Origin of the sequence: Caballeronia sp. dw_19, assembly GCF_018449515.1 — a bacterium.
In the GTDB taxonomy this organism is placed as follows: domain Bacteria; phylum Pseudomonadota; class Gammaproteobacteria; order Burkholderiales; family Burkholderiaceae; genus Caballeronia.
In genome coordinates this window covers 22,136-38,540 of record NZ_JAAVUQ010000018.1, presented here as the reverse complement: position 1 = coordinate 38,540, position 16,405 = coordinate 22,136, and the positions used below count along the sequence as shown (strand labels likewise).

Genomic DNA, 16,405 nt, shown 5'->3' with positions numbered 1-16,405 from the left:
ATAATCCAATTGTGGAATTCCCTGCATTGCAGCGCGCAACGGAACGGAGCGAAACCGCTATCGCAGCGCAGCAATCCGGCGAACCTCCACGGAACGCGCAAATACCTTCAGTCTCCATGCCGGTGGACGTAGCGAGTACCGTCCGGACTCGCACGCACCGGCTTTATAACAATTTCGGGGCGATGATGAGCGACACAAACACAACCACACCAGCTTACGAAGCCGAACACCGGCCCGACCGGTCCAGCAGCGGCCCCTTTAAAACCGAAGATTGGTGGGCGGTCTGGATCGGCCTGGCAATCATCGTGATCGCGTACCTGCTGTTTGCGTCAGGCACGAGCATCAAATGGCTGGCAGTCGCGCCCGCCAAGTGGTCGAGCGGTGCCCAGGCAGCAACTGACCTGGGACGTCACCTCCCGAACTACATCGCACTCTTTATCGTCTTCGCCATCCTGTTCGGCGTCGCGGTCGCGGCGCTCGGGCAGCGGGTTGCGCAGTTCGTGCCGGGCTTTCTTGTCGTGTTCGTGGTTTCAACGCTGATTTTCGTCGCCGGGGCCTGGACCAGTTCATCGACGTACAACCTCGAACCGCCGCTGATCGCACTCGCGCTCGGCCTGATTGTCTCGAACCTGACGCGGCTTCCGGCATGGCTCGTGCCTGCGTTGCGCGTCGAGTTCTATATCAAGGTCGGTATCGTGTTGCTCGGCGCTACGCTGCCCTTCACGCTGCTCGTGTGGGCCGGACCCGTTGCAGTCGGACAGGCGACCGTGGTGTCGCTGATCACCTTTTTCGTCATCTTCCTGGTCGGCCGCGCACTCGGACTGGACAAGCGTTTTGCGGCTGTGCTCGGCGTCGGCGGCGCTGTGTGCGGCGTGTCGGCGGCTATCGCCATTGCAGGGGCGGTGCGCGCAAAGCGCGAACAAGCATCGGTGGCCATCACGCTCGTGGTGGTCTGGGCAATTGTGATGGTGTTTGCGCTGCCATTCGTGTCGCGTGCGCTCGGCTTGCCGACCGGGGTGGCTGGTGCGTGGATCGGGACATCGGAATTCGCGGATGCCGCCGGTATTGCCGCCGCGCAGGCATACGGCGATCTGGCGAAGCATGCCGGAAGCGCGATTGCCGGCGCGCCTGAAGCGTCGCTGCAAGCCTTCACGCTGATGAAGGTGGTAGGGCGCGACATCTGGATCGGCATCTGGGCATTCGTGCTCGCAATTGTCGCTACCACGCGCTGGGATCGCGACGAACCCGGCGCCGTCAAGACGCAAACGACCGCGCGGGAAATCTGGACGCGCTTTCCCAAGTTTGTGATCGGCTTCCTGATCGCGTCGGCACTGGTTACGTGGATCGGCAGCCATTACACCCTGACTGAATACCGGAGCGTCGTGACGCCCGCCTTCGTCGCGCCGATCACCGCACTGCGCACCTGGGCGTTCACCTTCTGTTTCCTGAGCATCGGCCTGACTACAAGGCTCGGCAGCCTGTCCGCGACAGGTGCGAAGCCTTTCATCGCTTTCACGGCGGGCGTTGCCGTGAACGTGGTGATTGGCTACCTGCTCTCGGTGCATGTGTTTGGGGCGTATTGGGCCTCGCTCGGACAATGAAGATGAACGGTGCCGCCAGGCTTTTTGGCACGGGGGCTCCCCGCTCGGTCTGCGCCGCTTGCCGGCATTGCGAACAAGACCGGCACGTACTCGAATCGATGATTCCCGGGCTGACTTCGTTCAGTTCGGGATTCGGAGCGAGTGTGGGAGAGACACGGCTTTGCCGGCTCCACGATCAGTTGATATCACCGGGTGATTCGTGCAGCGAATTCGAGGCCGTGCGCGAGGGCCATGACGCCGTCACGGCCCGTTGAAACTCGTCCTTGCTGTACACAAGGCGGTTCTGTCGCAGAAAGGTTACTGAGTCGATTAATCAATATATGCTAAGCATTACCTATTCGCGTCGGCACTGGTTACGTGGATCGGCAGCCATTACACCCTGACTGAATACCGGAGCGTCGTGACGCCCGCCTTCAAATAATCGAGTAGAACCGCTTGTTCAGTGAAGACCGGGAGTTGGCTACTTTCCTACGATGGCCGGACAGAGCAGCAACGTAACTCAATGCTAAAACAGTGGTATCGCCGCAATGCTGTTGAGCGGCGGCCGCGATGCGCGCGGAGCCGATAAACATTGCGCAAAACGATCTAACACGGGTGGGGTTGATGGGCTAGATTGAGAAACCTGCACGCTCAAGCCAGCATTACCTTCGACTCAGTATCAACATCACCCGGGGATCTTACGCATGACACAACTTCCGCCCGTCGCGCTATCGGTTGGAGCGGATTACGAAAGTGTCGCCAGCCGCTTCAGGCCGATTTTCGAACGCATTGCCGCAGGCGCGGTCGAGCGCGACCAACTCAGGACCCTGCCCTACGATCAGATTGCCGAGCTCAAGCAAGCAGGCTTCGGTGCACTGCGCGTGCCGGTATCGCATGGCGGTGCGGGCGTCTCCGTCAAACAACTGTTCCGCTTGCTGATCGAACTCGGTGCCGCCGATTCGAATCTTCCCCAGGCATTGCGTGGTCACTTTGCTTTCGTCGAGGATGTGGTCAATGCCCCGCCAAGCGCCGAACGCGACCAGTGGTTTGCACGTTTCGTACGCGGCGACCTGTTTGGCAATGCGTGGACAGAAGTTGGCGACGTCGCGTTGGGCAGCGTCATCACCAAGGTAGCGCAGCAAGGCGACCGCTGGGTCTTGAACGGCGAGAAGTACTACAGCACGGGCAGCATTTTCGCGGACTGGATCGATGTCTATGCGCGGCGCGCTGAAGACGACAGCGACGTGATTGTCGCGGTGGCCGCGAAGCAGCCGGGCGTGACGTTAAGCGACGACTGGGACGGTTTCGGTCAGCGCACCACGGGCAGCGGCACCACGGCGTTCAAGGACGCGGTGGTCGAGCCGGGTCATATCGTCGACTTCTCGCGGCGCTTTAAATATCAGACCGCGTTCTATCAACTGTTCCATCTGGCGACGCTGGCCGGCATCGCGCGAGCGGCTGAACTCGATGCAGCCGCCGAAGTGCGTGCGCGCAAGCGCATCTATAGCCACGGCAATGCGCCGCATGTCAGCCAGGACGTTCAGATTCAGCAAGTGGTCGGGGAAATCGCGGCGTGGGCGTATGCCGCGGAGGCGATCGCGTTGCGTGCGACGGAGCCGGCGCAGCGGGCCTATGAAGCACATTTTGCCGATGACATCGACGCGGAAAAACGCTTCAATATCGAGGCTGAAATAGAGTCGGCGAAAGGACAGATCGTTGTGACGGAACTTGCGTTGCGCGCCTCGACCCATCTTTTCGATGCGCTGGGTGCATCGGCCATTGGCGGCGACAAGGCGCTTGATCGACATTGGCGCAATGCCCGCGCGGTATCGTCGCATAACCCGATTGTGTACAAGGCCAAACTCGTTGGCGACTGGTCGATCAACCAGAAAGAACCCATCTACGCCTGGAAGATCGGGACAGGACCGGGAGCGGTTTAAGCGCTAGAACGCTTACGAAAATGTGCTGTCCCTCTCGCAACAGATTAATACTCGGGCGCGAGAGCGCGCTTTCTGGTTCGACGCGTAGTGAACGCAACCGGCACACGGCATATCGGCCTACCCGCCATTCATCTCGAGATGAGCCTTGAGCGCATCAATAAAAACACGCACCTTCGGCACCGGATAACGTGCCGACGGAAAAATGGCGTGAATGCCTGCGGGCGGCGATGACCACGCCGGCAGCAAGCGCACCAGCCGTCCCGCTGCAACGTCCTCTCCGATCGAGAAATTCGTCAAATAAGCCACGCCCCCACCGGCCAATGTTGCTGCGCGACAGATCGGCGCGGTGTCGGCGAGAAACCCTGAACTGAAGCGCACGGTCCGCTTCCCGCCGCGCGTGCTTTCGAGCGGTGCAACCAGCGGCTTCGGTAAAGCGGACATGCCGACGAACGGCAATTTGGCAACCGCTTCGAGCGTGGTCGGCTTGCCCCAGCGGGCGACAAACGCGGGACTTGCGACAAGCCATTTGACGAAGCCGCCGATCTTCACCGCGCGATGACTCGAGTCTGCCAGCCGCCCGAGCCGGATCGCGACATCGACTGCTTCTGCGACCAGATCCACCTGACGGTCAGCCGACACGAGTTCAACCTTGAGTTCCGGATGGCGTTGCTGCAGCGCGACGAGCATGGGCGCCACCACGCTCGCTCCATAGTCGATAGGCGTCGCAACGCGCAGCGTTCCCCGCAACACCCCCGAGTCCTGCGCCAGTGCGGAAATGGCCTCTTCGGTCGCGCTCAGGATCTGCCGGCTCGCATCATAGAACGTCCTGCCCGCCTCGGTCACGCTGACCCGGCGCGTGGTGCGCATGAGCAGGGTCGCCCCGACCTCGGCCTCGAGACGCTGCATGTGCGTACTGACCATGGTCTTCGCGATTCCAAGACGGTCGGCCGCGGCCGTCAGCGAACCTGCCTCGACTACTGCCGCAAAAACCACCAGCCGGTTGAGGTTAACAGCGCTCAGGCTCGTCATGGGATTGTCCACTTTAAGAGGATTTTCTAACCATCATTATCCGTCTTCTCATGCCCTGTGCGGCGCACTATGCTCGCTCTATCGAAACATTGGTTCAAACCCTTTCAGAGTCCATCATGCCCAAGCCGCTCCAACCGATACGCCTCCATACCACCCTGCTGTCCGGACACGGGCATCGGGCGAAGCTTTTCCTGACGCTGCTCGATCTGCCTTTCACAACGATCGAACTCAACATGAAAGCCGGCGATAACCGCAAGCCGGCGCACCTGGCACTCAATCCGTTCGGTGAAGTACCGGTGATCGAAGATGGCGATATTGTCGTGACCGATTCCAACGCGATCCTTGTCTATCTCGCGCGCAAATACGGCGACCCGTCGTGGCTGCCGGAAGATCCCGTAGGCGCCGCGGCGGTACAACGGTGGTTGTCGCTGGCGGCGGGAAAGATTGCGTATGGCCCCTGTGCCGCGCGTCTGGTCACGGTATTCGGTGCGCCGAAGGATTACGCGACAGCCAAGCAGATGGCAGAAGATCTCTTCGCAATCATCGATCCCGAGTTTCGCGACAAGCCGTTCGCGGTCGGGCAGACGCCGACCATCGCGGACATCGCCGCCTATTCGTACATTGCGCATGCACCCGAAGGCGGCATCTCGCTCGAACCGTTCCCGCATTTGCGCGCGTGGTTGAAGCGCATCGAGGCGCTGCCGCGTTTCCTGCCAATGCCCGTGACCAAGGCCGGCCTGCTTGCCGAGACCACGTAACACTCCATGCTGCACACGCTTCTCTCCGATACCGAGAACATCATGTCCTCTCTCGCACCCGCTGCTGTTGCCGCGCCGCCTTCGGGCTGGCGGGCCATGGAATCGCCGTTCCATGCCAGTGAACTCGCCGCGCAGGAACGGGCGGGCGTGCGCGAGCGGATGGACGTCGACGCGCGTCGCGGGATTCGCGACTACATGCCTGAGCAACATCGCCTGTTCTTTGCGGAACAGCCGTTCATGGTGCTCGGTGGAGTCGATGAAACGGGCCAACCATGGGCCACGCTGCGGGTCGGTGCGCCGGGTTTTATCTCGACGCCGGATGAACGCACTTTGCGTATAGCCGGGCGAACTCTGGCAGGCGATCCGCTTGGCCGTACGTGGCAGGTCGGATCGGTCGTGGGCGGACTCGGCATTCAGCCCGCTACTCGGCGGCGCAATCGTGTGAACGGCGTCATTACCGCTATCGACGACCAAGCCATCACCATTGCGGTAAGCCAGAGCTTCGGGAATTGTGCGAAGTACATCCAGAGTCGTACGCCTGTCGAATTTAATGTGGCAGAAGAGTCGTCTGAGCAGCCGCTTGTTTCGAATCGTCTGAACGATGCTGACCGGGCGCTACTTGCGCGGGCCGATACGTTCTTCGTCGCCAGCGCGAACACATCGAGCGAAGCAGGGATGGGACGTGGCGCCGACGCGTCGCATCGCGGCGGCAAGCCGGGGTTTATTCGCATCGACGATGACAACACGCTGACCACGCCCGATTTCAGCGGCAATCTGTTTTTCAATACCATCGGCAACCTGATGCACGATCCGCGCGCGGGGTTGCTGGTGATCGACTTCGACACCGGCGATCTGCTGTATCTGGCCGTGGATGCCGAGATCATTTGGGAGGGCCCGGAACTCGATTCCTTCGATGGCGCCGAGCGCTTGATCCGCTGGCACGTGCGTGAGGTGCGTCGCACTTCGCGTGCGTTGCCCATGCGCTGGTCGGGCGTGCAATACGCGCCGCAGCTTGTGAAAACCGGTAGCTGGAAAGAGGTGGAGATTACGCCGGCAGCCGTGGGGGCGTGGCGCAAGTTAAAGGTCTACAAGGTTAGCGACGAGGCCCCCGGCATGCGGTCGTTCTATTTTCAAGCCGCTGATGGATCGACGCTTGCGGCATACGAGCCCGGGCAGTTCCTGCCGATCCGGTTGCATATTCCAGGATTCGCAGCACCGTTGATCAGAACCTATACCCTCTCCAATGCCCACGATGGCCGGTACTATCGGATCACGGTAAAACGCGAGGGTGCGGCGTCGACGTGGCTGCATGAGAACGTCGAGGCGGGAATGGAGATCGAGGCCAAGGCACCGGGTGGGGCTTTCGTACTTGACCGGACGAGTGGCCGCGCGGTGGTGCTGCTGTCTGCCGGCATTGGCATTACACCAATGGTCGCGATGCTGAACAGCTTGCTCGCAGACACGAGCGGGCGCGCACAGCCCGAGCACATTCATTTTATCCATGGCGCTCGCCGGCCGGAGGAACGCCCGTTTGCTGAAGAACTCAAGGCTGCTGAGCAAGCGCACGCGCATCTCTCGGTGCATCTTCGCGAGAGCCAGGCTGATGTCGTTCCCGGAGCGAACTCATCCGCCGGACGGGTTGATATTGCATATCTCAAGAGCGTGTTGCCGTTTGGTGATTACGACTTTTACCTCTGCGGCCCCGCCGCGTTCATGCAGGATATGTACAGCGGCTTACGCTCGCTCAACATTGCCGACGACCGGATTCGCTTTGAGGCGTTCGGACCGGCGAGTGTCAAACGGACAGGAAGCGCTGCACCGGCATTGACGGTAGCGAAGGCTGTTGCGCCTCGTGACCCTGAGCGGTCATCGAAGGTAGTTTTCATGCATACGCATCGCGACGCACAATGGTCGCAAGAAGACGGAAGCCTGCTGGATTTTGCAGAGGCCAACGGAGTAACGGTTGCGTCGAATTGCCGGTCCGGAGTATGTGGCACGTGCGCGACGCGCGTGTTGTCTGGGGACGTGACATATCCCGTGGCGTGCGAGGGGGAAATCCCGGCGGGACATGCGTTGATTTGCAGCGCCATACCCGCGAGGATGGGTTCGGGTGAAGAGTCAGCCGTCGTACTGGACCTGTGAGGACAGCGTACTGGTCTCGGACAATCAGAAGAAAATAAAATCGTCGTTGCTGTCGGGTAGAGCGCTTAATATGCGTTGAAACTGATAGCCGCCAACCACCCCGGCAAGCCCGATGATGATCGCAAGCCACGTGCGCTTAGTACGGCGTGCGCGACTTGCGGATACCGTTGGCGAATGCGCGGAGTGCGTCGCTTGCTGCTGTGTCGGGCGGCGCATTCAGCTAGCCACCGCTGCGGCGTCAGGCAGCATCGAAGCCAGCACCTCGGTAAATTCGGTCGTCCCGAAACGCTGCTCGCCTATTCCCTCTTCCACATCGATGCGGCCCGCGTTGTGCGTTTCGTAGAGATCGATAATGAGCTGAGCATGATCCGCGCCAAGGCCGGCGCGCTGCAGCATGGACGGCCATTCGTTGCGCGGCACTTCATAGGCGCTGATTTCACGCCTGCTTGCATCGGTCAGTGCGCGGGCGACATCGAGGGCACAGACTCGCCGCGGACCTTCAATGCTGACCACACGCGACCCACTCCCGCGCGACTCGTCCAGCAGCAGTTCTGCCGCTAACAGGCCCACGTCCTGTGCCGCCACCGTTGGAAAGCGCTTGCTCAACGGATGATGCAGGCTCGGCAACTTGCGCGTCGCCAGCGCGACAGGTATCACGCGTGCCCAGTTCTGCATATGTTCCGCCGCGCGCAACAATGTCAGGTTTTGAACCGCTGTTTGCAACTGCTTTTCAAGGGCGTGAAAGAGCAAGGTAATGCCCGTGCCGTGGTCCAGTTCCGCGCCATAGTCGGACAGCGCGAGTACATGAGGTGGCGGATTGGCGCGCAAGGCATCGGCTGCGACGTCAATCATGCGACGCATCGTGCTGCCGGGATGTGCGTCACCCACCGGGACCGGACACAGGATCTGTACTGCGTCCGCGCCCTCTATTGCTCTTGCGACCGATGCCGGGTTCATCAGATCGGCAAGCACGATCTCGCAGCCCATCCGCGCAAGATGCTCGCCCTGAGATTCGTTTCGTACCACGGCCCTGACCGCATGACCCGCATTGCGAAGCGATGCAGCGCTCACGCGCCCTACTTTTCCCGATGCTCCGAATATCACGAACACATTCGACTCCTTGTTGGCCTGGATGTCGTCATCGTAGAGAGGTTGAACATTCCGGGCGCGCAGGGAAGGATCGACATGCGCAGATACGGATGATTGTTTTGCGGCACTGCTGCAAGACGGCCGGGTCAGGCCATAACACCCATAACGCTCGCGACGGCATCGAGCAAATTGGCGCAAAACCCAGCACAATGCTCGCTTGCCGAGCTCTGCGAGGACCTGCCATGAATGCCGTGACACCATTGCCCATGCCGCTTTCAGGCTCCCGCGTTAATTTGCGCTCCAGCAGCGGTCGGGGCTGGAACGGGTTCGGTGCGGCGCTGCTCGGAATTTCGGCGGGCATGCACAGGATTCCGGCCATGCCACATCACCGGGTCGGGGTGCATGTCGGGCCGCCGGTGATGGCGCGTTGCATGTGCGAACAACGTCGCTACGCACGCGTTCAGGCGCATGGTGACGCCGACGTGATCCCCGCAGGACTCGAAGGCCAATGGGCCGACGAGTCGGACTGTACGATCCTCAGCATCTGGATCAGCGAGTCGTTCACGCGCAAGACGCTCGAGCAGCTCGAACTGAAATCAGGCATTGCCGGGATTCGGCCGCAACTCCAGATGCGCGATCCGCGTTTTCAGCATCTGGCGTGGGCGCTGCAGGCCGAACTCGAAGCCGGTGACGCGTCCGATCCGCTCTTTGCAGAAAGCCTTTGCACAGCGATGGTAGTCCGGCTGGCCGGCAATGGCGCCGGCATCGCCACGCTTGAGGGCCGTCGGCGAACGTTGGCGCCGCGAACGGCCACAAGCGTGATCGACTTCATCGAAAGCAATCTGGATCAGCGCCTGACGCTCGACGAACTCGCCGCGCTGGCTCAGCTTAGCGTGCCGCATTTCAAGGTGCTGTTTCGCGAGACGCTCGGCATGCCGGTGCATCGATACGTCGTGCAGCGACGCGTCGAACGCGCGAAGGCGTTGCTGTTGCAAGGCAAGCTTAGTACCAGCCAGGTGGCGCTGGAAACGGGTTTTTCTCATCAGAGCCACATGGCGCACTGGATGAACCGGCTGCTTGGCCTTACGCCGCGCGAGATCGCCAAAGACGCTAGGCAGACGCTCCAACTCGCTGGTCCAACTCCGGCGAGTACAGCGAATGCAACGCATAAGGAACCGCTTTCACGCTGAATCGATGACCAGCATTTCAGGAACTTCGCTGGGCCTCCACGTCCGGGCGATCAACCGATTACGGTTTGTGGGCGCTGACGTTCAGCTATGTATGTACCAAGCCAGTTTTTCCGTAGCTATGTGGCATGGGGATGCTTAATCACGTTCCATGCCATGGTCTTCATCCGCCAACCATCCGCCGTCCCCTTCCCCACCCGCTGGCAACAACGGTCATCCCCGCCAGCGCCACTAGCGTCATGCCGTACACATCGGTGGTCAGACGCAACCCGACGACATGGGCCATCGTCCCTGCAACAATCGCCGGCACGCTGAACGCCAGATAACTCAGCACGTAGAACGCTGCCATCAGTCCCGCGCGTTCGTGCGGTTCAGCCAGCGGCAAGACCGAGCGCAATGCGCCTTGAAACGCCGAGCCAAAGCCCATGCCGGCCATGACAGTGCCGGCAAAAAAGATCCATGCATTGTCTGCATGCACTCCCGCCAGCGTCACCAGCAATCCGGCTGCAAGCACCACCGCGCCCGTCATCAGCAACCGGGGCGTGTTCAACGCGCGCAACAGCAGCACGGCGGCCAGACCGCCACCTGTTAAAGCGAACACAACCCAACCGCCCGTCATGACGTCGTCGTTGCCTGTCACAGCGCGGGCAAGCGTTGGCCCTAGCGACAGATAGAACCCACCCAACGCCCATAGCGCGACGTTGACCGGCGCGATGCGCAACATCGCCGCCCGCGCCGCCCGAGGCACGCGCACGCGCGGCAGCAGCGAAGCCAGCGTACCCGGGCTGCGGCTCACCGTCTCCGGCAGCATCCACACGGCCACCGCCTGAAGCGCGAACGCCGCGATCAGCAAGAGGTAGACACTCTGCATGGGCGCGGGCGCATAGTCGATCAGCAAGCTCGTGCCAAGCGCGCCCACCCCCATGCCAAGCATCGGCGAAAGCGTGTTGACCAGCGAACCGCGCGTACGGCTTGCGTCGAGAATCGCGGCACCCAGCGCGCTCGTGGACGTACCGGTTGCAAAACCCTGAAGGACACGCGCCAGGATCAGCATCTGGACGCTGTGGGCGCCGGCGAAAATCAGCATCGCCACGACCTCAAGCACTACCCCGCCGATAATCGCCGGACGCCGGCCGATGTGATCGGATAGCGACCCGGTCGTCAGCAGCGCAACCAGCAGGCTGAATGCGTAGACGCCGAACACCAGTGTCAGCGTCGCCGAAGAGAACCCCCATGCCTCCTGATACAGCCGATAAAGCGGCGTCGGCGCACTCGACGCGGCAAAGAACATTGCCGCGATGAACCCGTAAAGCGGCAATGCGTAACGTGACCTGTCACGAGTAAAACGCGGGTCATTATCGATGGCCATTGCACACTCCGGAAAATAAACGCAAAATAATTGCTTTAGCGGATTGTGCGCGTTATTTTTCGTTAATGCAATTTTTTAGCTTTAACGGGTTTCATCGATACAAGCGAACACGGTGGAGAGGGACAGGCAATGGCAGCAAGAGAAGGGTTGCGACCCGGTGGGCGTAGCGCACGGGTGCAGGAGTCCGTGCACCACGCAGTCAAGACGCTGCTGGACGAAATGCCGCGCGAGGAACTGACGGTGCCGCAGGTCGCGGCGCGCGCCGGGGTGACGCCGTCCACGATCTACCGTCGCTGGGGCGACCTGCCGACCCTTCTCGCCGATGTCGCCCTGCAGCGTTTTCATCCGGATAACGGCCCGGCCGACATGGGCTCGCTGCGCAGTGATCTGGAAACGTGGGCGCAGGGATATCAGGAGGAGATGTCGTCGGCGCCCGGCCGCGCCATGACGCGCGATGTACTGGCAAGCAACGATGCCCGCAGCCCCGCCTGCCAGTGCGCGGCCATCACGCGCTCGCAGATCCGGATGATTCTGGACAGAGCAGTGGAACGAGGCGAAACACCGCCCGATATCAATAACGTAATGGATAACGTCGTTGCTCCGCTCATCTATCGTCTACTCTTCGACGATGCCCCGATCGACCCGGCATTCGCCCGAACCCGTATGGCAATGTTGCTGGCCCCGAAACGCAAAGCGCCTTGAATCACAAGCTATGAAGCAAGCCGGCATGTGCATTTTCAGGAGCCCTTTGCATTTCGATGCATGACGCGTCAGACCTGTGGTCGAAGCGGCTGGCAAGTCGATAAGGGTCTCAGCGAATCACGGTACAAGGCCGGTATCGGCGTTATGCAAATTAGCAACACCATCGCCCGTGGGCATCACACGGTGGCATCATTATTCCCTCGCTTCTTCCACGAGCCTCTTGCGAACATGTCGAATCTGATCGTCCATGGCGGCGTCCCCCTACGCGGGGAAATCACGCCGTCCGCCAATAAAAACGCTGTCCTCCCTATCCTTTGCGCCACGCTGCTGACCGATCAGCCGCTGCGTCTCATCGGCGTACCTGAAATCACCGACGTCAAGAAGATCCTCGATATTTTCCGTACGCTCGGCAGCAACGTATCGATGGACTTCGCAACAGGCGTCCTCGACCTGCATCATCACGCAACGACCTTCGACCCCGTCGCGCATCATTTGCCCGAGGAGATGCGCTCGTCCATCATGCTGGTGCCCCCTTTGCTCGCGCGTTTCGGTGTGGCGCGACTGGAAAACGACGTCAAGGGCTGCACGCTGGGGGTTCGCGAAATCGATCCACATGTCGAGGTATTCGAACGCTTTGGCGCACAGATCGAACGCACGACCGACTCGCTGATTGTGCGGACCGCTTCAGCCGCCAAGCAGATGACCGCGAATCATCACTGGCTGGACTATGCCTCGGTCACCACCACCGAAAACTTCGCGCTCTGCGCGGCAGCAGCGGACGGTACGTCGACGCTGGTCAACGCCGCATCGGAACCGCACGTGCAGGAGTTTTGCCGTTTCCTCGCGCTGCTCGGTGTGCCAATCGATGGCATCGGCACGTCACGTTTGAGCGTCACGGGCGGCCGTAAGTTGAGCGGTGGCGAGTTCCGTTTCAGCGAGGACTTCCACGAAATAGCGACCTTCCTCGCGCTCGGTGCGATCACCGGCGGCGACATCGCGGTGAGGAATACGGCACCCGACCAGTTTCCGCTGATCGATCGGACCTTCGCGAAGTTCGGTGTGACCGTGGAGCATCGGGACGGCTGGTCGCGCGCTTTCCAGGACGGTCCATTGCGTGTGCGCCGGCCGTTCACGCAGAACATTCTCACCAAGGTGGAAGCCGCGCCCTGGCCGTACCTGCCGGTTGACCTGCTGCCCATCTTCATCGCGCTCGGCGTGAAAGCCGAAGGCAGCGCCATGTTCTGGAACAAGGTCTACGACGGCGCAATGGGATGGTCGGTTGAACTATCGAAGTTCGGCGCGCATGTGTTCCTGTCCGACCCGCATCGGCTGATCACGTTCGGCGGCCTGCCCTTGAGTCCTGCGAAGGTGGAAAGCCCGTACATCATTCGCGTGGCGATTGCGTTGCTGATGGTCGCGGCGAGCATCAAGGGGCGTTCGGAAATCATCAATGCATTGCCGATCCGCCGTGCGCATCCGCGCTTCGTGGAAAACCTGCGCTCGGTCGGCGCGGACGTGGAGTGGACCAGCAGCGAATGAAGTCAGAGGTGAATACGCGTCGCGGGCGGTAGCCGCGGCGCGAGAAAGCGCAAGAAAACCCGAACCGTGCCGGCAGCAATCAAACATCCGTCGGCACGGCTTTGCGTGCATCATGCGTGCTTCAATAACCGAGCAATAAAAGAGCGCGCTTGGGCAGTGCCCAGATCATCCGGGAGGCCAGCACCGCGCTCAATACCCACAAAGATTACAAACGGAAACTCGCAAAAGCCGCAGTAGAAAAACTTGGCTTAGGCTGCCTTGGATAGCTGAGCGCGCAGGTCCGCCAGCGACTTGCGCTGCTGCCCTTCTGCATCGAAGTTCTCCGGCGCGAGCCATTGTTCGAATGCGGCACGCACCGTGGGCCATTCGCTGTCGACGATTGAGAACCACGCAGTATCCCGTGTCCGTCCCTTGTAGAGCACGGCCTGCCGGAAGATGCCCTCGAACTGGAAACCCAGCCGCGCAGCCGCTTGCCGCGATGGCGCGTTCAACGCGTCGCACTTCCATTCGTAGCGGCGGTAGCCGAGTTCATCGAACGCATGTTTCATCAACAGGTACTGGGCTTCCGTCGAGATCGGCGTGCGTTTGAGCAGCGGCGAGAACGCCACGTTGCCGACTTCGATAACCCCATTGGCCCGGTCAATCCGCATCAGCGACAGCGTGCCGATCGCGGCGCCTCTCTTCAGGTCGATGACCGCATAGTGCTGGGGATCGGGACTGACTGCGGCCCGTTCGACATACTCGCGATAGCTCGCTGCATCGTCGAACGGGCCTACCGGCATGTAGGTCCAGTCACGGCCGTCCGGGGCCTGGCTAAAGGCAGTGAAGAGGTCGGTCGCGTGGTGCGGTTCGAGCGGCTCCAGCCGGCAATACTGTCCTTCGATAGGATCGCGCGGCGGATGCACACGCGCAGTCCAGTGGGGCACGGACTCGCCAACGGGTTGCTGATACTGATTCAAGGTGCTGGGCATAACGGTTCCTTGCGGCTTGGGACGGTCGTAGAGCAGGAGCTTACGCAAAACGTGCGTGAAGCCATGTGCTAACGTACGCGCATCATGGAACCTTAGAAAGTGCCACATTCTGTATTTTTCATGGCTCCACGCTCATGGCTCCGCCTGCTGCCATGCACTTCTCCATTGCGCTTATGACAACCGCTGCTTCGTCGCCTGTACCGCAAACCCTGCTTGAGGCTCCGCTCGCCAAAGGTCCCGGCGCGGCGCCCATGCAGCGGCAGTTGCACCATCGATTCAAGGAAGCCATCCTCGGCGGCCACATTGCGCCAGGAAGCCGCCTGCCGGGCTCGCGCTCGCTGGCTGAGGCGCTGGCGATCTCCCGCAACACGGTGACTGCCGCGTACGACCTGCTGGCGGCAGAAGGGTATGTGCAGCCTGACCGGCAGGGCACGCGGGTAGCGGCGTTGTCGCGTCCGGCGCCGCCGCAAGGCAGGCGCAATGCACCGGCTGCGCCGGCCACCTCGCAGCGGCTGACGCGCATTCAGGCCACCGCGCCGCCGGCCGAGGGGAACGCTGCATTGCGTCCGGGTGTTCCCGCCTTGTCTCATTTCCCGCTGGCTGCGTGGCGCCGTGCAATCGACCGTGCCATTCGAAACGCGGGGTCATCGGCTCTTGGTTACGGGGACCCTCCGGGCGAGCCGGCATTGCGTGCGTCGATTGCGCGGCATCTGGGTATCGCCCGGGGTGTGCGATGCGAACCCGCTCAGGTCGTCATTACCGAGGGGGCGCAAGAAGCGCTTTCGCTATGCGTGCGCTTGCTGACCAATGCCGGCGATACGGCATGGATTGAAGACCCGGGTTATCGGGGAGCGAAGGCGGCGATGCGCGCGGGCGACCTGCGCATGGTGCCGATGCGCGTTGACGCCGATGGTCTCATCGCCGATGAAAGCGACTGGAAGTCGCGGCCGCCACGGCTGATCTACACGACGCCTTCGCATCAATATCCCGCAGGCGCGGTGCTGACCGTCGCGCGCCGGCTTGAGCTGATTGCGCAGGCTCAGCGTCATGGTGCGTGGATCATCGAGGACGACTACGACAGTGAATTCCGGCACGCGGGTGAGCCTATTGGTGCCATGCAGGGATTGGTGACGCAGGCGCCCGTGCTGTACGTGGGCACGTTCAGCAAGACGATGTTTCCGTCGTTGCGCCTGGGGTTTCTGGTCTTGCCCGAGACCCTGGTGGCGCAGATGCGTGCGCCGCTGGACGACATGCTGCGAGGCGGTCACCGTTATGAACAGCTTGCGTTGGCCGAGTTCATCGAAAGCGGTCAGTTCAGCCGGCATTTGGGCCGCATGCGGCGGTTGTATCGCGACCGGCAGCATGCGTTGAGAGAAGCGTTGACCCGGCACTTGCCTATGACGCATGTCATTGAGGGTGGGTATTGTGGCTTGCACTTAACGGTACGATTGCCGGCGTGCTATCCCGACCGCGAGATTGCCGATGCGGCACGGCGGCACGGCATGGCGCCCGGGCCGTTATCCGGTTTTGCGCTGCAGCCCATGCCCGAGGATAATGGGCTCGTGCTGGGGTATGGGAATACATCGGCGGAGTTGTTTGAGCCTTTGGTCAGGCTTCTGGCTAGGCTGGTTCTTGAGGTGAAGGTCTAGGGTTTTTCGCTCGCGCCGGTGGACGGTTTTTGGGGGTTTGGGCGGCGGTTGGGGTTGGTCCGGGTTCCATGGTTAGTGGTCGGGGTTGATGTTGGGGTGGTGGTTTCGGCGGTAGTGGTCGGGGTTGATGCCGGGTTGCTGCTTTCAGCGTTAGTGGTCTGCGAGAGTCGGATTTTCTCTTTATCACTATTAGCCACTGTGCGTGGCGGCACGTCATTTCTTTGTCCAAAGCGACAAAGAAACGAAGCAAAGAAAGCGCTTTTAAACCACGCTACCCTAAGTGTCCACAGCGTGCAGTTTTGATTCATAGGTGCCCCAAAAGCACGGTGCTCGCCAGAGCGAAGGATGTTTGAAACCCTCCTTCTCCGAACACGGATACCCACACGCTTCGCCACCAGTGATTGAACCTGCCCAAGGGACACCCCGCGCTATCCGCGGACAACCACCACC

12 protein-coding genes are annotated in these 16,405 nt (G+C 61.3%); 8 read left to right on the top strand and 4 right to left on the bottom strand.

The window, feature by feature from the left end:
* The first annotated feature begins 185 nt into the window (after positions 1-185).
* A complete protein-coding gene (locus HB376_RS22805; protein ID WP_213765938.1) occupies positions 186-1,601 on the top strand; it encodes a putative sulfate exporter family transporter in 1,416 nt (471 codons plus the stop codon).
* Positions 1,602-2,284: 683 nt separating this feature from the next.
* On the top strand, positions 2,285-3,520 hold the full coding sequence (locus HB376_RS22800; RefSeq protein ID WP_213765937.1) for an acyl-CoA dehydrogenase family protein: 1,236 nt from the start codon (positions 2,285-2,287) through the stop codon (positions 3,518-3,520).
* 117 nt (positions 3,521-3,637) lie between these two features.
* On the opposite strand, the gene HB376_RS22795 is transcribed toward HB376_RS22800, so the two are convergent.
* Positions 3,638-4,549 carry a LysR family transcriptional regulator gene (locus tag HB376_RS22795; protein WP_213765936.1) on the bottom strand — a complete coding sequence of 304 codons (912 nt, stop codon included), beginning with the start codon at positions 4,547-4,549 and terminating at the stop codon, positions 3,638-3,640.
* A gap of 116 nt (positions 4,550-4,665) precedes the next feature.
* On the opposite strand from HB376_RS22795, the gene HB376_RS22790 reads away from it, so the two are divergent.
* A complete protein-coding gene (locus tag HB376_RS22790; protein ID WP_213765935.1) occupies positions 4,666-5,307 on the top strand; it encodes a glutathione S-transferase in 642 nt (213 codons plus the stop codon).
* A 42-nt stretch (positions 5,308-5,349) separates the two neighbouring features.
* Positions 5,350-7,449 carry a pyridoxamine 5'-phosphate oxidase family protein gene (locus HB376_RS22785; RefSeq protein WP_213765934.1) on the top strand — a complete coding sequence of 700 codons (2,100 nt, stop codon included), beginning with the start codon at positions 5,350-5,352 and terminating at the stop codon, positions 7,447-7,449.
* A gap of 216 nt (positions 7,450-7,665) precedes the next feature.
* On the opposite strand, the gene HB376_RS22780 is transcribed toward HB376_RS22785, so the two are convergent.
* A complete protein-coding gene (locus HB376_RS22780) occupies positions 7,666-8,559 on the bottom strand; it encodes an NAD(P)H-binding protein (protein WP_213765933.1) in 894 nt (297 codons plus the stop codon).
* Positions 8,560-8,780: 221 nt separating this feature from the next.
* On the opposite strand from HB376_RS22780, the gene HB376_RS22775 reads away from it, so the two are divergent.
* A complete protein-coding gene (locus HB376_RS22775) occupies positions 8,781-9,728 on the top strand; it encodes an AraC family transcriptional regulator (RefSeq protein ID WP_213765932.1) in 948 nt (315 codons plus the stop codon).
* Positions 9,729-9,888: 160 nt separating this feature from the next.
* Here the strand turns inward: HB376_RS22775 and HB376_RS22770 are convergent, their stop codons facing one another.
* Positions 9,889-11,094: an MFS transporter gene (locus HB376_RS22770; RefSeq protein ID WP_255631505.1), complete on the bottom strand. Its 1,206-nt coding sequence runs from the start codon at positions 11,092-11,094 to the stop codon at positions 9,889-9,891.
* Between the two features lie 129 nt (positions 11,095-11,223).
* Here HB376_RS22770 and HB376_RS22765 point away from each other — a divergent pair, with 129 nt between their 5' ends.
* The gene (locus HB376_RS22765; RefSeq protein ID WP_213765931.1) at positions 11,224-11,796 is read left to right on the top strand and encodes a TetR/AcrR family transcriptional regulator; all 573 of its coding nucleotides are present in this window, start codon (positions 11,224-11,226) and stop codon (positions 11,794-11,796) included.
* Positions 11,797-12,024: 228 nt separating this feature from the next.
* Complete coding sequence (locus HB376_RS22760; protein WP_213765930.1) at positions 12,025-13,335, top strand: UDP-N-acetylglucosamine 1-carboxyvinyltransferase; 1,311 nt, start codon at positions 12,025-12,027, stop codon at positions 13,333-13,335.
* Positions 13,336-13,583: 248 nt separating this feature from the next.
* Here the strand turns inward: HB376_RS22760 and HB376_RS22755 are convergent, their stop codons facing one another.
* Positions 13,584-14,306 (bottom strand): GNAT family protein, encoded by a 723-nt coding sequence (locus tag HB376_RS22755; RefSeq protein WP_213765929.1) that lies wholly within the window; start codon positions 14,304-14,306, stop codon positions 13,584-13,586.
* Positions 14,307-14,479: 173 nt separating this feature from the next.
* Here HB376_RS22755 and HB376_RS22750 point away from each other — a divergent pair, with 173 nt between their 5' ends.
* Positions 14,480-15,955, top strand: coding sequence for a PLP-dependent aminotransferase family protein (locus HB376_RS22750; RefSeq protein WP_213766022.1), 1,476 nt, complete (start codon positions 14,480-14,482; stop codon positions 15,953-15,955).
* The last annotated feature ends 450 nt before the right edge of the window (positions 15,956-16,405 follow it).